Source organism: Bacillus sp. HY001, from assembly GCF_007558965.1.
GTDB lineage: Bacteria > Bacillota > Bacilli > Bacillales > Bacillaceae_G > Bacillus_A > Bacillus_A mobilis.
On the sequence record NZ_VLTE01000065.1, the window covers coordinates 1 to 273 of the forward strand.

Annotated in this window: 1 protein-coding gene; it reads left to right on the forward strand. The window is 37.0% G+C overall.

Annotation, left to right across the window (positions count from 1 at the left end):
• Positions 1-273: alpha/beta hydrolase-fold protein (locus FOT98_RS25180; RefSeq protein ID WP_260851138.1), on the forward strand; the 273-nt coding region annotated here is incomplete at both ends.

Below are 273 nucleotides of genomic sequence, written 5' to 3' on the forward strand. Positions count from 1 at the left end.
GGGGCAGGTTTTTATTTAAATGCAACACAAGATCCATGGGCAAAGCATTATCACATGTATACGTATATCGTAGATGAATTAACAGCTATTGCGTCAACTTTGATTCCTAATTTTTCAGGAGAAGAAAGTATAATGGGTCATTCAATGGGAGGTCATGGTGCTTTAGTAATTGGCATGAAAAATGCTAAGAGATTCAAAGCAATTTCTGCTTTTTCGCCAATCTTAACCCCTAGTCAAGTTCCGTGGGGAATCAATGCTTTCACTTCTTATTTA